Raw genomic sequence first — 16,319 nt, forward strand, 5'->3', positions numbered from 1 at the left:
CATGCTGCGCATTCTGCTGATCAACGACACCGCGAAAAAAGTCGGGCGCCTGAAAGCCGCGCTGACCGAGGCCGGTTTCGAGGTGATCGACGAATCGGGATTGACCATCGACCTGCCCGCGCGCGTCGAAACGGTGCGCCCCGACGTGATTCTGATCGATACCGAGTCACCGAGCCGCGATGTGCTGGAACAAGTGGTGCTGGTCAGCCGCGACCAGCCCCGGCCGATCGTGATGTTCACCGACGAACATGACCCCGGCGTGATGCGTCAGGCGATCAAGTCCGGGGTCAGTGCCTACATCGTCGAAGGCATTCACGCACAACGTTTGCAGCCGATTCTCGACGTGGCGATGGCCCGGTTCGAAAGCGATCAGGCGTTGCGCGCGCAACTGCATGCCCGCGACCAGCAGCTGGCCGAGCGCAAGCGCATCGAACTGGCCAAGGGCTTGTTGATGAAGATGAAGGACTGCAATGAGGAAGAGGCGTACACGCTGATGCGCCGCCAGGCCATGAGCCGCCAGCAGAAACTGATTCAGGTTGCCGAACAGATCATTGCCATGAGCGAGTTGCTGGGCTGAGGTTGCCTCACTGAAGAGCAAAAGCCCCTCACCCTAGCCCTCCCGAAACGTCGGACCGCCCGGGGGGAGAGGGGACTGATTGGGGGATGCTCGCGAAACACGCCGACCTGTGTTTTCTGCTGTGAATCCATAATCGACTCGGTCTTTCAGGTCGATGTTTGACGTCAGACACCTCGGTCAGTCCCCTCTCCCTCCGGGCGGTCCGACGTTTCGGGAGGGTTAGGGTGAGGGGCTTTTGCTCTTCCGCTGTTGGCACAGTTCTCGCTAAGTAATCACTACAGGTAACCAACGGCGGTTGCCCCACCTACGACAAAGACGTCGCTCACCCTCCTCGCCCACAAGCGATCCGGGTAGCGGCGTTTTTGCGTTTTGGCCCCACAGCCCGGGGCCGGTGGTGCGGCCGTGGCGGCGCTCCACTTGCTGGTCAATGACTCCTTCTCGAGACTCTTACAGCTGAGGTGCGCGATGAATAAAAGCTTCTGGAAATCCGGCCATACCCCGACCCTGTTCGCGGCCTTCCTCTATTTCGACCTGAGCTTCATGGTCTGGTATCTGCTCGGCCCGCTCGCGGTGCAGATCGCCGCCGACCTGCACCTGACCACGCAACAGCGCGGCCTCGTCGTCGCAACGCCAATCCTGGCTGGCGCCGTGCTGCGCTTTGCGATGGGCATGCTCGCGGATCGCCTGTCGCCAAAAACCGCCGGGCTGATCGGCCAGGTGATCGTCATCTGCGCACTGTTCGGCGCGTGGAAACTGGGGATTCACAGCTACGAACAGGCGCTGATCCTCGGGCTGTTCCTCGGCATGGCTGGGGCGTCGTTCGCCGTGGCCCTGCCGCTGGCCTCGCAATGGTATCCGCAAGAACATCAAGGCAAAGCGCTGGGCATTGCCGGCGCCGGTAACTCTGGCACCGTGCTCGCCGCGCTGATCGCACCCGTGCTGGCTGCCGCGTTCGGCTGGAGCAACGTCTTCGGCTTCGCCGTGATTCCATTGATCCTGACGCTGGTACTCTTCGCATGGATGGCGAAAAACGCTCCTGAGCGGCCGAAAGCCAAATCCATGGCCGACTACTTCAAGGCCTTGGGCGACCGCGACAGCTGGTCGTTCATGTTTTTCTACAGCGTGACCTTCGGTGGCTTCATCGGTCTGGCCAGCGCCCTGCCCGGTTACTTCAACGACCAATACGGCCTGAACCCGGTAACCGCCGGTTACTACACCGCTGCCTGCGTGTTCGGCGGCAGCCTGATGCGCCCGCTGGGCGGCGCGCTGGCCGATCGTTTCGGCGGCATTCGCACCCTGCTGGCGATGTACACGGTGGCGGCGATCTGCATTGCTGCGGTCGGTTTCAACTTGCCAAGTTCCTACGCGGCGCTGGCACTTTTCGTCTGCACCATGCTCGGTTTAGGCGCAGGCAACGGCGCAGTGTTCCAACTGGTGCCACAGCGCTTTCGCCGCGAGATCGGGGTGATGACCGGGCTGATCGGCATGGCCGGCGGTATCGGCGGTTTTGCTCTGGCGGCGGGGATGGGTGCGATCAAGCAGAGCACCGGCAGCTATCAACTGGCGCTGTGGTTGTTTGCCAGCCTTGGTGTGCTGGCGTGGTTCGGCCTGCATGGCGTGAAGCGTCGCTGGAGAACCACTTGGGGCTCGGCGGCCGTGACCGCTGCGCGGGTCTGAGGCCTGCATGGCGCTGCAACTGAGTTTCGCCGATGCCAGCGGCACCGGCCCGCGGGCGGAGAATCAGGACGCCTTGCGCCTGGTCACTCCAGCCCCCGCGCTGGCAGCGAGCAAGGGCTTTCTGTTCGCCATCGCCGACGGCGTCAGCCAGTGCGCCGATGGCGGACTCGCCGCGCGCTCGACCTTGCAGGCACTGGCGCTGGACTACTACGCCACCCCGGAGACCTGGAGCGTGACGCAGGCACTGGATCGCCTGCTGCTCGCGCAAAATCGCTGGTTGCAGGCCAACGGCGGCGGTCAGCCGTTACTGACCACGGTCAGCGCTCTGGTCATGCGCGGCAGGCGTTTCACCTTGGCGCATGTGGGCGATTGTCGGGTTTATCGCTGGCATGCAGACACCTTGCAGCGCATCACCGACGATCACGTCTGGGATCAGCAGGGCATGCAGCATGTGCTCAAGCGCGCCCTGGGACTGGATCAACACCTGGTGCTGGATTTTCGCGACGGTGAATTGCGCGAGGGTGAGAGCTTTGTGCTGCTCAGCGATGGCGTGTGGTCGACGCTGGGGGATACGGCGATTGCGGCGGTTCTGCGGGATCAGCCAGATCTGCCCGCAGCTGCGCAGACACTGGTCGGCGCTGCGCATCTGGCGGGCAGTCAGGACAACGCCAGCGCATTGCTGGTGCGGGTCGATGCGCTGGGTGAGGCAAATATTGGCGATGCGTTGATGCATCTGCAGCAATGGCCGCTGCCTCCACTCTTGAAACCGGGCCAGAGCTTTGAAGGCTGGCAGGTGCAGGGGATCGTCGCTCAGAGTCAGCAATCGCTGCTGTATCGGGTACTCGATGGACAAGGCCAGGCGTGGCTGTTGAAAACCTTGCCTGTGCGCCTGGCCGATGATGCGCAGGCAGGTCAGGCGTTATTGTCGGAAGAATGGTTTCTGAAAAGGGTCGCCGGACGGCATTTTCCTGAAGTGCACGCGCTGACTCAACGTCAGCATTTGTATTACGTGATGCGTGAATATTCCGGATCGACTCTCGCGCAACTGTTCGAGCAAAGCGGCCCGCTCCCGTTGGCGCAATGGCAGGATTTGGCTGAACGGCTGCTGCGCGCGGTTGGCCTGCTGCATCGGCGGCAGATCCTGCACCGCGACATCAAACCGGAGAATCTGCTGCTGGGCGATGACGGCGAGTTGCGGCTGCTGGATTTTGGTCTGGCGTATTGCCAGGGATTGTCCGAAGACACGCCGTCAACTTTGCCGGGCACGCCGAGCTTCATCGCGCCGGAAGCCTTTCTCGGGGATGCGCCCGCTGCGCAGCAGGATTTGTATGCGCTGGGCGTGACCTTGTATTTCCTGCTTACCGGGCATTTTCCCTACGGCGAGATTGAGGCGTTTCAGCGTCCGCGATTCGGCGTATCAGTGAGTGCCAGTCGCTATCGACCGGATCTGCCGGAGTGGCTGGCGCAAAGTCTGGAGCGCGGCGTGGCGGCGGACCCTTTGCAGCGTTTTGAAACGGCGGAGGAATGGTTGCTGGTGCTGGAGCAAGGTGAACGCCACAGTTTGACGGTGCGACCGAGGCCATTGCTCGAGCGTGAGCCGCTGAAGGTCTGGCGGACATTGGCGCTGGTGGCGTTGTTGGGGAATCTGGTGCTGCTGTATTTGCTGTTTCATCAGCCTTGATCCGACGCTTCAAAACCGAGCGCGATGCCTCGCGACGGTGCATCGAAAACCCTGCTCCCGCAGCCAAACCCCTTTAATCACGGCACCCTCACCACTTGGCACAACCACTGCATTACCTGTTTCAACTTACATAAAGCCCAACCTTCAACGACGAAGGCCGGGCTTCCCGAGAGAACGGGACCAGGACAAAGGCGTCCTCGCTAGGCAACTAGCGGGACGCCTTTTTTTGTTTGCGCATTATTTGTCGAGCAAGGCCTGACTGCCCACAAGAGGCAAGCCCCAAGCTCCCGGAGAACCTGATGAAAAAACTCAAACTGGTGATGATCGGCAACGGCATGGCCGGGGTCCGCACCCTGGAAGAACTGCTCAAGCTGAGCGACGAGCTTTACGACATCACGGTCTTCGGCGCCGAACCGCACACCAACTACAACCGCATCCTGCTGTCGCCGGTGCTGGCCGGTGAGCAAACTTTCGAAGACATCGTGCTCAACGATCTCGATTGGTACCTGGAAAACAACATCAAGTTATTGCTCAACCGCAAAGTGGTCGAGATCGACCGGGTCAAGCGTCGCGTGATCGCAGAAGACGGCACCGAAGCTGAATACGATCGCCTGCTGATCGCCACCGGTTCGACCCCGTTCATCCTGCCGATACCCGGCAACACTTTGCAGGGCGTGATCGGTTACCGCGACATCGCCGACACCCAGGCGATGATCGACACCGCGAAAACCCACAAACACTCCGTGGTGATCGGCGGTGGCCTGCTCGGCCTCGAAGCCGCCAATGGTTTGATGCTGCGCGGCATGCACGTCACCGTGGTGCACATCGGCGAGTGGCTGCTGGAACGGCAACTGGACAAGACCAGCGGCCAACTCCTGCAAACCGCCCTCGAATCCCATGGCCTGCACTTTCGCCTTTGCGAACAGACTCAAGCCCTGCACGACGCCGGCAATGGCCGGGTCGGCTCGGTGCAGTTCAACAACGGCGAGATCATCCCCGCCGATCTGGTGGTCATGGCCGCAGGCATCCGTCCCAATACCGAACTCGCGGAGAAATCCGGCATCCCGTGCAGCCGCGGGATTCTGGTCAACGACACCCTGCAAACCTACGACCCGCGCATCTACGCCATCGGCGAATGCGCCAGCCACCGTGGCATCGCCTACGGACTGGTGGCGCCGCTGTTCGAACAGGCCAAGGTCTGCGCCAATCACCTGGCACAACTGGGCTTCGCCCGTTATCAAGGTTCAGTGACTTCGACCAAATTGAAAGTCACCGGCATCGACCTGTTTTCCGCCGGCGATTTCATGGGCGGCGAAGGCACCGAAACCATCACCCTCTCCGACCCGATCGGCGGGGTGTACAAAAAGCTGGTGATCAAGGATGACGTGCTGGTCGGCGCCTGTCTGTACGGCGATACGGCGGATGGCGGTTGGTATTTCCGACAGATTCGTGAGAATCACGCCATCGGCGAGATCCGTGATCATCTGATGTTCGGAGAAAACGCACTGGGCGACGTAGGACACCAAGGCCAGGACAAAGCCATGGTCATGGCCGACAACGCCGAAGTCTGCGGCTGCAACGGCGTGTGCAAAGGCACCATCGTCAAAGCGATTCAGGAACATGGATTGTTCAGCGTCGATGAAGTGAAGAAGCACACCAAAGCTGCCAGCTCATGCGGATCCTGTGCGGGACTGGTCGAGCAGATCCTGATTAACACCGTGGGCGGCGCGGCCGACGTCAAACCGAAAAGTGAAAAAGCCATCTGCGGTTGCAGCGACCTCAACCACGGGCAGATTCGTCAGGCCATTCGCGAGCAACACTTGCTGACCATCGCCGGCAGCATGAGCTACCTCAACTGGCGCACCCCGAACGGTTGCGCCACCTGCCGCCCGGCGCTCAACTACTACCTGATCTCAACCTGGCCGGGCGAAGCCAAGGACGATCCGCAATCGCGCCTGATCAACGAACGCGCGCACGCCAACATTCAGAAAGACGGCACCTACTCGGTGGTGCCACGCATGTGGGGCGGTGTGACCAATCCGTCCGAGCTGCGGCGGATTGCCGATGTCGCCGACAAGTACAACGTGCCGATGGTCAAGGTCACCGGTGGCCAGCGAATCGATTTGCTGGGGATCAAGAAGCAGGACTTGCCGGGTGTCTGGAAAGACCTCGATATGCCATCCGGCCACGCCTACGGCAAATCCATCCGCACCGTTAAAACCTGCGTCGGCAGCGAGTTCTGCCGCTTCGGCACGCAGAACTCGACGCAACTGGGCATTGAGCTTGAGCACGATCTGTTCAACATGTGGTCGCCGCATAAAGTGAAACTGGCGGTCTCCGGTTGCCCACGCAACTGCTCGGAAGCGGGTATCAAAGACGTAGGAATTATCGGCGTCGATTCCGGTTGGGAGATGTACATCGGTGGCAACGGCGGGATCAAAACCGAAGTCGCCGAGTTCTTCGTCAAGCTCAAGACCGCCGAGGAAGTGCGCGAATACAACGGCGCGTTTTTGCAGCTGTACCGCGAAGAAGCCTTCTACCTCGAACGCACCGTGCACTACATGCAGCGCGTTGGCATGGAGCACATCAAGAAGGCCGTGCGGGAAGATCCGGAACGCCGCAAGGCGCTGAACGAGCGTCTGCAATTCTCCTTGTCGTTCGAGCAGGATCCGTGGAAAGAGCGCCTCGCGCAGCCGCACTTGAAGAAAGAATTCGATGTCATTCCTGTGAAGAACCTGGAGGTGCCGGCATGAACTGGCTCGATATCTGTGCGCTGGATGAAATCAACGCCCTCGGTTCGCGGATCATTGCCGGGCCGAAAGGTGACATCGCGATTTTTCGTACAAGCGACGATGAGGTTTTCGCCCTCGATGACCGCTGCCCGCATAAGGGCGGGCCACTGTCACAAGGTCTGATCTACGGCAAACGCGTGGCCTGCCCGCTGCACAACTGGCAGATCGACCTGGAGTCCGGCGAAGCCCAGGCCCCGGATATCGGCTGCGCGCACCACCACCCGGCGCGAGTGGAAAATGGTCGGGTGCAACTGGCCCTGCGGGACGCCGTCTGATGAACCGCCAGACGACCGCCTCGACCTGCTGCTATTGCGGGGTCGGCTGCGGCGTCCTGATCGAGCATGACGGCGAGCGCATCCTCGGCGTCAGCGGCGATCCGGCGCACCCGGCCAACTTCGGAAAACTGTGCAGCAAAGGCTCGACCCTGCACCTGACCGGCGACCTGGCGGCGCGCGCGTTGTACCCGGAACTGCGGCTGGGCAAAAGCCTGGCGCGCAGCCGTTGTGACTGGGACACCGCGCTCGATCACGCGACTCAGGTGTTCGCCGAGACCATCGCCGAACACGGCCCGGACAGCGTGGCGTTCTACATCTCTGGACAGTTGCTGACCGAGGACTATTACGCCTTCAACAAACTGGCGCGGGCACTGGTCGGCACCAACAACATCGACAGCAATTCGCGGCTGTGCATGTCATCGGCAGTGGTCGGCTACAAGCGCAGCCTCGGCGCCGATGCGCCGCCGTGCAGTTACGAAGATCTGGACCTGAGCGATTGCGTGATGATCGTCGGCAGTAACATGGCCTACGCCCATCCGGTACTTTTTCGTCGCCTCGAAGAAGCCAAGTCGCGCCGCCCGCAGATGAAAGTCATCGTTATCGATCCACGGCGCACCGACACCTGCGACCTTGCCGATCTGCATCTGGCGATCCTGCCGGGCACCGATGTCGCGTTGTTTCATGGGATTTTGCATCTGCTGTTGTGGGAAGACTGGATCGACCGCGACTTCGTCAACGCACATACCGAAGGCCTTGCCGAGCTGAAGAATCTGGTGCGCGATTACACCCCGACCACGGTTTCCCAGCTGTGCGGAATCAGTGTCGAGCAATTGCAGCAGTGCGCCGAGTGGGTCGGCACCGCGCCGAGTTTTCTGTCGTTGTGGTGCATGGGCCTGAATCAGTCCACCGCTGGCAGCGCGAAAAACAGCGCGCTGATCAATCTGCACCTGGCCACCGGACAAATCGGCCGGCCCGGCGCAGGACCTTTCTCGCTGACCGGTCAGCCGAATGCCATGGGCGGACGGGAAACCGGCAGTTTGTCCAATCTGCTGCCCGGCCATCGCGATGCGACCAACCCTGAGCATCGCGCCGAAGTGGCCGAGTATTGGGGCGTGGATTCGTTGCCAGAAAATTCCGGCCTCAGTGCGATTGAGCTGTTTGAGCAAGTGCGCAGTGGCAAGATCAAGGCGTTGTGGATCGCCTGCACCAACCCCGCGCAATCGATGCCGGATCAGACTTCCGTGCGCGCAGCGCTTGAAGCATGTCCGTTCGTGGTGCTGCAGGAAGCCTTTCGCACCACTGAAACTGCTGCGTTTGCCGATCTGCTTTTGCCAGCTGCGAGCTGGGGCGAAAAGGAAGGCTCGGTGACCAATTCCGAGCGGCGGATTTCCCACGTGCGCCAAGCCATTGTCGCACCGGGTGAAGCACGGCCGGACTGGGCGATCACGGTGGATTTCGCACAACGTCTGGAGAAACGTCTGCGCCCGCAACAACCAAGCCTGTTTGCGTTCGATCGCCCTGCGCAGCTGTTCGACGAATACAAACTGCTGACCCGTGGCCGCGATTTGGATTTGTCCGGGATCAGCCATGCTTTGATCGATGAACTCGGGCCGCAGCAGTGGCCGTTTCCTGACGGAGCGCGTCAAGGCACAACACGCCTCTACGTTGACGGCATATTTCCTACGGCCAGCGGTCGCGCGCAATTTGTCGCCGATCCTTATCGCGCAGCCAAAGAACAGCGCGATGCACGTTTCCCGCTAACGCTGATCACCGGCCGCCTGCGCGATCAATGGCACGGGATGAGCCGCACCGGCACCGCCGCGCAGTTGTTCGGGCATGTCAGCGAAGCCGTGCTGAGTCTGCACCCGGACGAACTGCGTCGGCACCGGTTGCAGCCGGGTGATCTGGTCAATCTGAAAAGCCGTCGTGGCACAGTGATTGTCGCGGTCGGCAGCGACGACAGTGTGCGTCCGGGCCAGGCTTTCCTGCCGATGCACTGGGGTGACCGATTCCTCAAGGGCGGCGTGAACACGTTGACCCTGCCGGCCTTTGACCCCCTCTCGAAACAACCCGAACTCAAGCACAGCGGCGTACGCCTTGAAACGGTGGATTTGCCTTGGCAGCTTTTCGCTCTGATTGAGGGCGATGTTCAACGGCATTTCGAGACACTTCGACCGCTGTGTGAGGCGTTTTCCTACGTCAGCCTCAGCCTTGTCGGCCGGGAACGCCCTGCATTGCTGATACGCGCCGCCAGCGCGGTTGCGCCAGATCCGCAGTTACTGCGGCAGATTGACGAATGTTTGAGCTTGATTGACGGGCCGGTACTGGCTTACGACGACCCGCGCCGCGCCATTGGCAAACGAGTACGCATCGAAAACGGCCGGATCACCGCCATTCGCCTCGCTGGCGAAACCCTTGCGCAACATTGGTTGCAAGGCCTGTGGCTGGAGGGCCGCGCGGACGAGCAGTTGCGGCGCTGGCTGCTGGCACCGATGAGTGCGCCACCGGGCAGCACCGGAACGCAGCTCGCTGCGGATAAAACCCTGTGCAACTGCAACAACGTCAGTCAAAGCGCAGTCTGCGCCGGCATCCACCGGGGTCTGGACTTGCCGGGGCTGAAACAAGAATTGGGTTGCGGCACGCAATGCGGCTCCTGCGTCCCGGAAATCAAGCGTTTGCTGGCGGCCAATGTGCAGCCGGTTGCCGTCATCTGAAGAGGAAACACCATGAACGCGAAAGTCTGGCTGGTGGGCGCAGGCCCTGGCGATCCGGAATTGCTCACGCTCAAAGCCGTGCGTGCGCTGCGCGAGGCAGATGTGGTGCTGATTGATGATCTGGTCAACGCAGCAGTGCTGGAACACTGCCCCGGCGCGCGGATCATTGCCGTCGGCAAGCGCGGTGGCTGTCGTTCAACGCCACAGGCATTCATTCATCGACTGATGCTGCGCTACGCGCGCCAAGGCAAATGCGTGGTGCGGCTCAAGGGCGGCGATCCGTGTATTTTCGGCCGTGGTGGTGAGGAAGCGCAGTGGCTGCGTGAGCGTGAGATTGAAGTGGAACTGGTGAATGGCATCACCGCCGGGCTGGCCGGGGCGACGCAATGCGATATTCCGCTGACGTTACGCGGCGTGGCGCGTGGTGTGACGCTGGTCACGGCGCACACGCAGGACGACAGTCAGTTGAACTGGCAGGCGCTGGCGCAGGGCGGGACGACACTGGTGATTTACATGGGTGTGGCCAAGCTCAGCGAAATTCGTGAGCAGCTGTTGGCTGGCGGCATGGCGGCGGCTACGCCGGTGGCGATGATCGAAAACGCTTCCCTGCCGGAGCAGCGCGAATGTCGCAGTGATCTGACGGCTATGGAGGAGGATGCTTGCAGATTTCAGTTGAAAAGCCCGGCAATTTTGGTCATCGGTGCCGTTGCCTGGCGGGCAGGATCAAAAGATCGTCCGATCGCGGCCCGAGCCTGCGGCAGCTCCTACATTCAGAGCGCGATCGCCCGGTAGCAAATACCGGCAGTCAAATCGCAGACAAAGAAAAGCCCGGCCTAAGCCGGGCTTTCCTCAGAGCGGCAGCTAATTACTTAGCTTGAGCTTCAACCTGCGCTTCTACGCGACGGTTTACAGCGCGGCCAGCGTCAGTTTTGTTGTCAGCAACTGGGCGAGTTTCGCCGTAGCCAACAGACTGAACGCGGGACGATTCAACACCGTACTGGTTGGTCAGAACTTGCTTAACGGCGTTTGCACGACGCTCGGACAGTTTCTGGTTGTAAGCGTCAGGACCGACGGAGTCAGTGTGACCTTCAACAGTAGTGGTGGTGGATGGGTACTGCTTCATGAAGTCAGCCAGGTTTTTGATGTCGCCGTAGCTGTTGGTTTTAACAACAGATTTGTCGAAGTCAAATTTAACGTCCAGCTCTACACGTACAACTTCAGCAACTGCTGGGCAGCCATCAGCGTCAACAGTTACGTTGGCTGGGGTGTCCGGGCACTTGTCAACGTTGTCGCATACGCCGTCGTTGTCGCTGTCGGAGCAGACTTCAGCTGGTGCTGGAACTGGAGCAGCAGCAGGCTTGGAGCCACCACCGAAGTTCACACCGATACCAACGCTAGGAGCCCACTCGGTGTCGCCCTGGTCGATATTGTATTGAGCTTCAACGCCAGCACGGGCGTAGAAGTTCTCGGTGAAGTACAGCTTGGCACCGCCGCCAACGTTGGCGAAGGTGGAACGGTTGCGACCGTTCGAACCGTTCTGGTCGATGCTCTGGTCAGAGAAACCGGCCGAAACGTACGGACGCAGCATGTCGCCCGGGTTGTTGAAGTGGTACAGAGCGTCCAGAGCGGTGTTAGCGCCCTTTACGTTCTTGCCGTCGTTGGCACGTACGTTGTGCACTTCATCGTAGCCCAGACGCAGTTCAACGTCGTCGGTCAGGAAGTAACCAACAGAGCCGCCGAACAGGTTGCCGTTGTTCTTGAAGTTACGAGCGCTGTCGAATTGTTCTTTCTTAGCGAAGCCTTCGATTTCAACTGCGCCTTGGCCTTGTGCCAGAGCGCCGAACGAAGTGGCGGCAATCAAAGAACCAATGGCCAAGCCCAAGGTGTTTTTCAGTTTCATCCGTTAAATCCCCATCTGGTGATTGTGAAGCAGTCCCGCAAACCGGGGGACAACTCGGCGGCAAGTCTATCAGAACTTGCCTACACGTAAGAGATATTTGCGCCGAACTAAGTTTCAGCAATGCCTGCAAATTTCTCACGCAATTTATCTAGAGCACGTTTGTAACGCATTTTTGTCGCACTCAAACCCATGTGCATGATGTCTGCGATCTCCTGAAACTCCAGCTCTGCGACAAATCGTAGCACCAGAATTTCGCGGTCAATCGGGTTCACATACACCAGCCAGCGATCAAGCCCGCCCTTGTCCTCGGGGTTCGGCGTCTTCTCTTCAGACGCTTCCTCGAGGGGGTCAAGACTCAATGCGTCCATCAAGCGACGCTTTCGCCGTTCCTTCCGATACTGCGTGATGCATTCGTTGTAAGTGATGCTGTACAGCCAGGTTTTGAACTTCGATTTCCCCTCGAAGTTCTTCAAGCCGTACAGCACCTTCAACATCACTTCCTGACAGACATCGTCTGCGTCGCGATCGTTCCCAAGATATCGCGCACAAACGTTAAATAATGTTCGTTGGTAACGCCGCATCAGCTCTTCATAGGCGCGCGTCACGTGAAACAGCTCGGTGTGCGAGCGCGCGACCAACTCCTCATCAGAGAGCTCGCGGGGGTCGTAGCGCGTAGATAGCGTATGGGCTTTATTCAAAACAAGTCGTGCCGACAGTCAGGTCAATGTCCGCCGCAACCAGCATCAGCTGGCATTTCGCGGCGGCATACATTAGCAGGGTTTGCCGGGTTAGCGGCTACTCACATGCTGTTCCAGCAGGATCCGATTGGAAAGAGAGACTAGCTCACCCTCATCGGTCAGCAATGTGGTTTTAACCGTGCCGATCTCTTCGATCTGGCCTTCGACCTCGCCAACACGCACTTGTTGCCCAACCTGATACAACTCACGCACATAGATTCCCGCAAGAATCTGACCGGCAATTTCCCGGCTTCCCAAGCCCATGGCCAGCGCAACTGCCAGACCAACGGTAATCAAAACGATGACAATCACATGGTTCAGCAGGTCGGTCTTGACCTCAAGCTGACTGATCGCGACCGAGATGCTGATGATGATAACCAGGCCCTGGGCAATTCGCCCAAGTCCTGAAGCGTAGTCCAGCCCTACGCCTTCTGCCGCCCCGCGCACCAGCCCGTTGGCCAATTGTGCGAGCAGAACACCCACCAACAACACCAGCGCGGCGCCAAAAACTTTCGGCAAATACAACGCCAGCATGTCGAGCGTAGCTGAAACTCGCTCAAGGCCAAGGGATTCTGCCGCAGAAACCAAAAATATCAGCAGAACGAACCAATACACAATTTTTCCGATCAGCGTCGAGATCGGTACTTGCAGCCCCGCACGGGACATTAATTTAGTCAAACCGGTGCCGCCCATCAAGCGGTCAAGACCGAGTTTGGCCAGCAATTTGGACAGCAACGTGTCGAGCAACTTGGCCACCACGAAGCCCAACAGCAGCACCACCAGTGCGCCGAACAGGTTCGGGATGAAATTGGCGACTTTGGTCCACAACGCAGTCATTGCAGTGACGAGGCTCTGAGTCCAGAGATCAAGTTCCATATTCAATCAGCCTTATCAGCAGTGCGAGCAACAGGTTTACGAAGACGGGAAACCGGCGAGACATGCGCCGATCCATTATTCAAAGCGATCATCAGCGCGGGCAGCCAGCGGCCCAGCAGGCTGAACAGATCGCCGGCGCCGACCTGGCGGTTGGCGGTTTTAAGCACACGCCCAAGGGCCGCATCGTCGTCGCGAGCGGACGGCGAGGCGTTGAGCATGTCGCGCAGAGACTGTTCAAACGGATCGTGCATACGCACCTCTCGTGATGTCTGTGAAAGACGCGGGCAAATTTGGTCGGGTCACATGCTGCATATTCATACCCAGCGCAAACGGCGGAACAACCACCATTGCCCGAGTGCCACCGAGGCCATCAGCAGGCATGCCAGCATGAATCCGTAGGGACTTTCCGAGAACGGTATTCCGCCGACATTGATGCCCAGCAGACCGGTGAGAAAACTCATCGGCAAAAAGATCCCGGTGATGATCCCGAAGCGGTACATGGTGCGGTTCATACGCACGCTCAAGCGCCGGTCTTCGGCCTCCAGCACAAGCCCCACGCGCTCTCGAGTCAATTCGAGCTCTTCGAGATAGCGCGTCAGGCTGTTATTCAATTCGTTCCAGTAGTCAGCGTCGTCGTCGACAAACCATGGCAGTTTTATCCGCGTCAGTTGGCCGAAAATATCCCGTTGCGGAGCGAGGAAACGCTTCAGCCCGGCAGCCCGACGACGGATGTGCAAAATCGAGCCATGCTCGGGGGTATACCGTTCGTCGGCATCCATCTTTTCTTCTTCCTCATCGGCGATTTCCGAGAGGCAAGTCACCAGGTCCTGCACTTTATTGGTGAGGAACTGCGCCAGATACAGGATCAGTTCAGACGACGTTTTCGGGCCTTTGCCCTCTGCCAAATCCACCAACAACTCATCGGTTGCGCGCAACGGGCGCAAACGCAGGGAAATAACTCGCTGCGCCGAGGCAAAAATGCGCACCGAGACCATGTCTTCCGGCTCAGCGCCGGGGTTCAGATTGACCCCGCGCAAAAACAGCAAAAGCTCGGAATCCGGCAGCGGCAACAGGCGTGGCCGGGTGTTTTCTTCCAGCAACAGGTCGCAGGTGAACTCATTTAGCCCACTGGATTTACGCAACCAGGTCTGGGTTTGCGGGTGACTGCGATCCCAATGCAACCACAGGCTCTCGTGGGCCTGCAGTTGCAAATCGTCGAGATCAGTCCGGGCTATCGAACGCGCGCCGCCTTTACCGTCAAGCACCAGGGCATGCACCAGCCCCCATTGCGCGTTTTCTTCCTCGAACATCCTCACCCCTAATGATTACCGCGATTTATTCAGGCATTTGCAGCGGGCTTGGCGAGATGATCACGCCATTGTTATCCGCATAGATGTAGTGGCCCGGATGGAACGTCACACCGGCAAAGGTGACGGCGACATTCAGATCGCCGATACCGCGTTTGTCAGTCTTCATCGGGTGGCTGGCCAGTGCCTGCACCCCGAGATCGGTCTGAGCGATGACATCGACATCACGGATGCAACCGTAGATCACCAGCCCTTCCCAGCCGTTTTTCGCCGCCTTCTCGGCGATCAGGTCGCCCAACAGCGCCCGACGCAGGGAACCGCCGCCGTCGACCACCAGCACCTTGCCGTTGCCCTTGAGTTCCGCTTGTTCCTTGACCAGCGAGTTGTCTTCGAAGCATTTGATGGTCACGATCTCGCCGCCGAAGGAATCACGGCCGCCGAAATTGCTGAACATCGGTTCCAGCACCTGCACCAGCTCCGGATACGCATCGCACAGGTCAGGCGTAAGGTAATGGTTCATCGAAAAACTCCTGTCAAAGGAAGACGATCAAGGATGTCGAACGGTCGCTGTTCACCTTAGCCCATGGCATGGTCGCCGACAGCACCTGAACAAACGCTGAAACGTAATAGCCAAATGGCCACTAAAAATGACCAGAACCACTGAATCCGTCATATCTTAGCCGCAAGCAAGCCTGAACGAAATGCCTTCGTCAGTTCAAACAGCTTTCGCCAGACTCGCCGCCTCACCTAGTAACGGTGTCTGCTGATCAGCCAGCCAACGCGCCACCAACGGCCAGACCTCAGCCTGCGCGGCTTTACTGACCAGCATTTCGACGTGGCCAAAATTATCTTTGAAGCCCTGCTCGCGCCCAAGATTGATGAACTGCTTGTGCTCGGAGCCGATCTGCTCGAACAGTTTCTGGCAGGCCCACGTCGGATCCTGATGATCGCCCGCCGCGCTCACTGCCAGTACCGGCACCTGAACCTCGGCCAGACCCGCCCACCAGTCCTTGTCCTTGTCGCCGAAACGCCCGAACAGGCCGTACCAGCGCATGCTTTCCAGCGCCAGACCGATCGGCTCGTCCTCCGGGCCACGCTTGAGCCGCGAACCTGAGAGTTGCGCAAAGCGCTTGAGAATGAAGCGCCCGCTCCACTCCACCGGCGGGATTTTCAGCGGCCAATAGGTGCGGCTGACCTGCGTTCCGAAAAATGCCGCTGACGCCACCGCAGGCTCACCGAGGTATTCCCCGCCAAGCGCCGCAGCCAGCGTGATGCCGCCCAGCGAGTGACCGATCCAGTGCGGAATCTGCCCGCTCTGCTCGCGCACAAACGCAGCAATCGCCGGCAGATCGTAGCGCGCGTAATCGGCGACGCGGTTTTTGCGGTAGTTCTGGTTGCGCTGGGACAAGCCATGCCCGCGCATTTCCGGAATCCACACGTCGTAGCCCAATCGCGCCAGATAGGCGCCGAGGCCAAGACCCTTGGGCGAAAACCAGAAGCGTCGATTGGAAAAACTGCCATGCAGCAGAATCACCGGCACGCCGCGCGCCAGCGATTCATCGGCCATGCCCAGACGGGTCACGGCGATTTCCACCGACCAGTCGGGGCTGTTGCCGGGTTTCAGGCGATACACGTCTTCGCTCAGATCGCCGCGCCGCTCGGCGCTGATCAGGGCGACAGGAAATAGGTTGCTGCTGCTTTGCATAATGCTCTTGCACAAAAAAGGGCGGCGTCCAGAGGAGCCCGCCCTGTTTCAATCATAAAGCGACCGGTCAGTGACCGG

The 16,319-nt window shown here is 59.7% G+C and carries 14 protein-coding genes; 7 read left to right on the forward strand and 7 right to left on the reverse strand.

Going from position 1 to position 16,319, the window contains the following annotated elements; translation table 11 throughout:
- The first annotated feature begins 1 nt into the window (after window position 1).
- The 7 genes from ACOI8A_RS04095 (at window position 2) to cobA (ending at window position 10,508) form a co-directional block, all read left to right on the forward strand.
- The gene (locus ACOI8A_RS04095; protein ID WP_420648804.1) at window positions 2–577 is read left to right on the forward strand and encodes an ANTAR domain-containing response regulator; all 576 of its coding nucleotides are present in this window, start codon (window positions 2–4) and stop codon (window positions 575–577) included.
- Window positions 578–1,042: 465 nt separating this feature from the next.
- Entirely contained in the window at window positions 1,043–2,254 is a 1,212-nt protein-coding gene (locus tag ACOI8A_RS04100) for a nitrate/nitrite transporter (protein WP_420648805.1), read from the forward strand.
- Window positions 2,255–2,261: 7 nt separating this feature from the next.
- Entirely contained in the window at window positions 2,262–3,935 is a 1,674-nt protein-coding gene (locus ACOI8A_RS04105) for a protein kinase domain-containing protein (protein WP_420648806.1), read from the forward strand.
- A gap of 299 nt (window positions 3,936–4,234) precedes the next feature.
- Window positions 4,235–6,688 (forward strand): nitrite reductase large subunit NirB, encoded by a 2,454-nt coding sequence (nirB, locus tag ACOI8A_RS04110; protein ID WP_420648807.1) that lies wholly within the window; start codon window positions 4,235–4,237, stop codon window positions 6,686–6,688.
- The gene (gene nirD, locus ACOI8A_RS04115) at window positions 6,685–7,002 is read left to right on the forward strand and encodes a nitrite reductase small subunit NirD (RefSeq protein WP_034152866.1); all 318 of its coding nucleotides are present in this window, start codon (window positions 6,685–6,687) and stop codon (window positions 7,000–7,002) included. The genes nirB and nirD overlap by 4 nt, the downstream gene beginning before the upstream one ends.
- A complete protein-coding gene (locus ACOI8A_RS04120) occupies window positions 7,002–9,716 on the forward strand; it encodes a molybdopterin-dependent oxidoreductase (RefSeq protein WP_420648808.1) in 2,715 nt (904 codons plus the stop codon). The genes nirD and ACOI8A_RS04120 overlap by 1 nt, the downstream gene beginning before the upstream one ends.
- A 12-nt stretch (window positions 9,717–9,728) precedes the next feature.
- On the forward strand, window positions 9,729–10,508 hold the full coding sequence (gene cobA, locus ACOI8A_RS04125) for a uroporphyrinogen-III C-methyltransferase (RefSeq protein ID WP_420648809.1): 780 nt from the start codon (window positions 9,729–9,731) through the stop codon (window positions 10,506–10,508).
- Between the two features lie 73 nt (window positions 10,509–10,581).
- On the opposite strand, the gene ACOI8A_RS04130 is transcribed toward cobA, so the two are convergent.
- The 7 genes from ACOI8A_RS04130 to ACOI8A_RS04160 all read right to left on the reverse strand — a co-directional run bounded on the left by ACOI8A_RS04130 (window position 10,582) and on the right by ACOI8A_RS04160 (window position 16,241).
- Window positions 10,582–11,616, reverse strand: coding sequence for an OmpA family protein (locus ACOI8A_RS04130; RefSeq protein ID WP_420648810.1), 1,035 nt, complete (start codon window positions 11,614–11,616; stop codon window positions 10,582–10,584).
- A 107-nt stretch (window positions 11,617–11,723) separates the two neighbouring features.
- Window positions 11,724–12,314, reverse strand: a complete 591-nt coding sequence (gene sigX, locus ACOI8A_RS04135) for an RNA polymerase sigma factor SigX (protein ID WP_420648811.1) — start codon at window positions 12,312–12,314, stop codon at window positions 11,724–11,726.
- A 90-nt stretch (window positions 12,315–12,404) separates the two neighbouring features.
- Window positions 12,405–13,229, reverse strand: a complete 825-nt coding sequence (locus ACOI8A_RS04140; protein ID WP_007916401.1) for a mechanosensitive ion channel family protein — start codon at window positions 13,227–13,229, stop codon at window positions 12,405–12,407.
- Window positions 13,230–13,231: 2 nt separating this feature from the next.
- Window positions 13,232–13,480, reverse strand: coding sequence for a CrfX protein (locus ACOI8A_RS04145; RefSeq protein WP_420648812.1), 249 nt, complete (start codon window positions 13,478–13,480; stop codon window positions 13,232–13,234).
- A 63-nt stretch (window positions 13,481–13,543) separates the two neighbouring features.
- A complete protein-coding gene (locus tag ACOI8A_RS04150; RefSeq protein WP_420648813.1) occupies window positions 13,544–14,539 on the reverse strand; it encodes a zinc transporter ZntB in 996 nt (331 codons plus the stop codon).
- A gap of 25 nt (window positions 14,540–14,564) precedes the next feature.
- Window positions 14,565–15,056 carry a ribonuclease E activity regulator RraA gene (gene rraA / locus ACOI8A_RS04155; RefSeq protein WP_420648814.1) on the reverse strand — a complete coding sequence of 164 codons (492 nt, stop codon included), beginning with the start codon at window positions 15,054–15,056 and terminating at the stop codon, window positions 14,565–14,567.
- 195 nt (window positions 15,057–15,251) lie between these two features.
- Entirely contained in the window at window positions 15,252–16,241 is a 990-nt protein-coding gene (locus tag ACOI8A_RS04160; RefSeq protein ID WP_420648815.1) for an alpha/beta fold hydrolase, read from the reverse strand.
- Window positions 16,242–16,319 lie beyond the last annotated feature (78 nt).

The sequence above is a fragment of the Pseudomonas sp. P4795 genome (assembly GCF_048822895.1).
In the GTDB taxonomy this organism is placed as follows: Bacteria; Pseudomonadota; Gammaproteobacteria; order Pseudomonadales; family Pseudomonadaceae; genus Aquipseudomonas.